5 protein-coding genes are annotated in these 4,192 nt (G+C 66.2%); 2 read left to right on the top strand and 3 right to left on the bottom strand.

Going from position 1 to position 4,192, the window contains the following annotated elements:
- Window positions 1–218: 218 nt before the first annotated feature.
- Window positions 219–1,217, top strand: a complete 999-nt coding sequence (locus tag AC069H_RS05120) for a hypothetical protein (protein ID WP_478231388.1) — start codon at window positions 219–221, stop codon at window positions 1,215–1,217.
- A 115-nt stretch (window positions 1,218–1,332) separates the two neighbouring features.
- On the opposite strand, the gene AC069H_RS05115 is transcribed toward AC069H_RS05120, so the two are convergent.
- The 3 genes from AC069H_RS05115 to ddaH form a co-directional block, all read right to left on the bottom strand.
- Window positions 1,333–1,992, bottom strand: a complete 660-nt coding sequence (locus tag AC069H_RS05115) for a glycoside hydrolase family 75 protein (protein ID WP_478231387.1) — start codon at window positions 1,990–1,992, stop codon at window positions 1,333–1,335.
- Between the two features lie 105 nt (window positions 1,993–2,097).
- The gene (locus tag AC069H_RS05110) at window positions 2,098–2,754 is read right to left on the bottom strand and encodes a polysaccharide deacetylase family protein (RefSeq protein ID WP_478231386.1); all 657 of its coding nucleotides are present in this window, start codon (window positions 2,752–2,754) and stop codon (window positions 2,098–2,100) included.
- Between the two features lie 91 nt (window positions 2,755–2,845).
- Window positions 2,846–3,691, bottom strand: coding sequence for a dimethylargininase (gene ddaH, locus AC069H_RS05105; protein ID WP_478231385.1), 846 nt, complete (start codon window positions 3,689–3,691; stop codon window positions 2,846–2,848).
- 73 nt (window positions 3,692–3,764) lie between these two features.
- Here ddaH and AC069H_RS05100 point away from each other — a divergent pair.
- On the top strand, window positions 3,765–4,192 hold a 428-nt coding region (locus AC069H_RS05100), incomplete at its 3' end, for an Lrp/AsnC family transcriptional regulator (protein ID WP_478231384.1).

The raw sequence follows: 4,192 nt of genomic DNA, 5'->3' as shown, positions 1-4,192 counted from the left end.
TTTTCTGGTCGAGGAAAGGGGGAACAATTTTGGAGGGGTGGGGGGGGGGGGGGGGGGGGGGGGGGGGGGGTGGGGGGGGGTTTTTGGGTTCCAAACCAAAACCCCCCCTCACGACCACCCCGACCCAGCTATCCACAGCCAGCGCTTCTCTCCACCTGTTTATCCACAGATTCGCTTCATGCCCGCCGTGACCGTCGCCGGACGGCGATCGTGGGAAGGTGCCCACCCACAGCCGCTGGTCGGAAGACTCCATCCCGGCCGAACAACGCCCGAGCTGGCCGGTCCTGCTGGCGGAACAGCATGGAATCGTCAGCACCCGGCAACTTCGTGCCTATGGCCACACGGTGGCCGATATCGAAGCCAACCTCGAGGCCGGACGCTGGCAACGAGTGCTACCGCGCGTCTATGCGATGTTCACCGGCGCCCTCTCCAGGTCCGCCAAGATTCACGCTGCCCTGAAGTACGGGGGCGGCCACGCCATCTTGAGTCATCGCACCGCCGCCGAAGAATGGGGACTCGTACCGATCGTCGAAGGCCCGGTCGAGATCACGGTTCCGTACACGTTTTCAGCTGTCTCGTGCCCACCGCTGGTCATCGTGCACCGCTCGCGCGCCTTGCCGCATATCGCGACCGGCACAGTGCCACCCCGGACTCGCCTGACGGACACGATCGTCGATCTGGCCACCGCGCAGAGAACCCCGAAACTCGCCACCACCACGGTGGTCGATCTGACCAGTCGCAGCAAAGTCTCCTTGCGCGCAATGGAGGAATGCGTATTTCTCAGACCTCCGTTCCGCTACCGGCCCGCCATCCGGCACGGCCTCGCACTTCTCGGCGGGGGATTGATGTCAGCATTGGAGGTGGAATACAAGGAAACGGTCGAGGACGCCCACGGCCTTCCGCCGGGCAGTCGCCAAACGCCCTTCGAAGTGAAGGGAAAGATCCTCTGGGAAGACGTCACTTATGACTCGCACGGTGCCCCGGTGACGGTCAGGCTCGACGGCCGGGCCACTCACGCGATGGCGGACATCGCCTTCCGTGACCGGGAACGGGACAACGCGGCGGAACTGGCCGATCGAGCGCGTCTCGTCTACGGCTGGCATGACGTGCGGAAGTCATCGTGCGAAGTCGCCGCGGAGGTCCGCATCGTCCTTGTCCGAGAGGGCTGGGATCCGACCGGCGGCCGCGCCCCGACGTGCCTGCGGTGCGGCAAGTGAGCGACAAGGCCACGGTGACCGATGGGTACCGGTGGTCGTGAGTGGCGATTCGGGTTAGAACACGAATCGCCACTCACGACCGACCCGACCCATCGCCTACCTACCCCTCACTCGTTCACCCGACGAACTTCGCCGCCAGGGCCTGCCCGACCGAGCTCGACTTCCCGTGGTCCTCGATCGGCGAAACCTTCGAGTTCTTGAAGCAGATGTAGGTCACGCCCGAGTCGACGCCGCCGTTCTTCGGGTCCGGGTTGATCCCCAGCGCCTTCGCGGCCGCATAGGACGCTTCGCCGATGATGTCCTTCGGACCGGTGTCACCGATGACGGTGTAGAGCACCTTGTCGTTGTAGATCACCGCGCACGAACCGGCGCCCTTGAGGCCGGCCTTCTCGAAGTTCCACGTGCCGCTGATGCTCGGCACGACGACGTAGGGCGTCTGGTCGGCGATCAGCGCCTTGCCGTCGGAGCGCGGATACGCGGTGCCGTCCTGGAACCACGGGTCCGTGTTCTTGTTGCACCGCGCGGTCGGCTGCCCGTCGCAGTCGACGTCCATATCGGCCTTCCAGAACACGGCGCCGCCCGCGTCGCAGACCGCGATGGTCCGGCCGGTTTCCTCATCGGTCTTGTACTTGCCGTTCGACACCTGCTTGCAGCTGGTGGTCTTCGCCAGCAACTGCTGCGCGGTCGGGGCCGCCTCCGGGGATGCGGCGGCCGTCGCCGCGGGAGCCAACCCGGCGGGCACGACCATCGCCGAGAACAGGAGCAGTTTCCGCATACCGAGCACCCCTTTGTTAATAAAACTTCTTTACCGAGGGTGCTCAGAATGCCTTCGCCGCCGTTTCAGCTCAAGGGTTATTTTCCCACCACACAAAGAAAACGATCAAAAGCGGGCAAGCCTGGCGACCCGCGCCATAAGCCGTCCCGCTCGACGGTACAGGCCCTCCCGCTCACCGAGCACACTGTCGATCCACTCCTGGTCGACGTCGTGCAGGACCTCGATCCGAGGCCGTAGCCAGCCGTCGACCGAAGCCGCGCCGCCTTCGGTCGTGTAGACCCTCGTCGCGCCGAAACGCCGAAGCCTGCTGAGCACCCGCCGGTCGTAGGCGCCGAACGGCGGCGCGTACGCGCGCACGGGTTTCCCGCTCAAGTCCGCGAGCAGTTTCGGCGCGGTTTCCAGTTCACGCCGGGCGTTCCGGTCGTCCAGCCGCCGCCAGTCTCGATGCTCCCAGCCGTGCGAACCGATCGACATCCCCGCCTCGACCAGCTCGCGAAGGCCGTCGGCGTCGAGGAAACCCCGCTGCCCGATCCGGCCCGCCAACGGGAAGAACTCAGCCGTGAGATCGCGCTCCACCAGTCTGGGGAGCGCGATCTCGACGTCCGAGGAGTTGCCGTCGTCGAAGGTGAGGCTGACATCTTCGCGTCCGGCCACCGTGTCGAGCACCCGCTCGAACTGTTCGACCGTCACCCAGGTTTCGTTCTCGCCAGGATCCAGCGCGCGCACGGGTTTGCCCACGCCGCCGATCGCCAGGATCACCATCCGCGCCTCATTCGGGACCGAGTGTATTTCCCGATTAATCGAATTGGCGAATGGAGTAGTTACACGATCCCGCAAGATGTCCCCGAACGGATTACTTGCGAATCTCCAGGGTGCAGCACTTCGGGCCGCCGCCCGCCTTCCTGAGCTCGGAAATATCCAGGAAGACGACCTCGTAACCGCGTTCGGTCAGCCGCGCCGCCAATCCGGTCGCCTCGACCGGCAGGACGACGTTGCGTCCGTCGGACACCCCGTTCAGGCCGAAGCACTCCGCGTCGGCCCGGTCCGCGATTACCGCGTCCGGGAACATCCGCTCCAGCACCCTCCGCGATCCCGCCGAGAAGGCGTCCGGGTAGTAGGCGATCTGGGCGGACGTGGTGTCGGTGGCCTCGGCGAGCACGAACAGCGCGGTGTCGAGGTGGTAGTAGCTCGGATCGATCAGCCGCAGCGACACGACCGGGACACCGAGGACCTCCTGCGCTTCGGCGTGCGCGGCCGGGTCGGTCCGGAAGCCGGTGCCGGCGAGCAGTACCTTGCCGGTCCACGCGAAATCGCCCTCGGCCTCGTTGATCTTCTCGGGCATGGTGATGTCGCGGTAGCCGTGCTCGACGAACCAGCGGCGGAAGTGCTCGGCCTCGGCGGTGCGCTGCGGGGCGCGGAACCGCGAGCCGAGCACGCGTCCGTCGACGACGGTGCCCGAGTTCGCGGCGAACACCATGTCGGGCAGGCCGGGCTGGGCCTCGATCTCCTCGACGGTGTGGCCGAGGCGCCGATAGGTGTCGCGGAGTTCGGTCCATTGCGCCATCGCGGTGTCGATGCTGACCGGGACGGACGGGTCCATCCACGGGTTGATGACGTAATCCACCGCGAAGTACCGCGGCGGGCACATGAGGTAGCGGCGCGTCGTGGGTACACGGGGCTGCTGCTCCAGTTCCGGCATACCCGAAGGGTATGGCTCACTAATTCCGCAATCAATCGCTGTTCGCTGCGCACATACCTGCTAAACATTGCGTGTGAACACCATCGACCAGCGAATCGTTTCATGCCTGATGGCCAACGCGAGGTCCAGCTACGCCGACATCGGCAAGGTGGTCGGCCTGTCCGCGCCCGCGGTGAAGCGACGGGTCGACAGACTGCTCGAAACCGGGGTCCTGCGCGGGTTCACCGCGGTCGTCGACCCCGAAGCGCTGGGCTGGGGCACCGAGGCGTTCGTCGAGATGACCTGCAACGGCAACATCACCCCGGCCAGGATCCGCGCCCGGCTGGAGCCGTTGCCGGAGGTCGTCGCGGCGTACACGGTCTCGGGCGCGGCCGACGCGATCGTCCATCTGCGCGCCTCGGACATCCACCATCTGGAGACCGCGCTGGAACGGCTACGCGGGCTGGAGATCGTCGACCGCACGGTGTCCACCGTCGTCCTGTCCCGGCTGTTGGAACGCCC

This window comes from Amycolatopsis sp. NPDC043887 (assembly GCF_056435665.1).
This window is presented reverse-complemented; position numbering and strand designations above follow the sequence as displayed.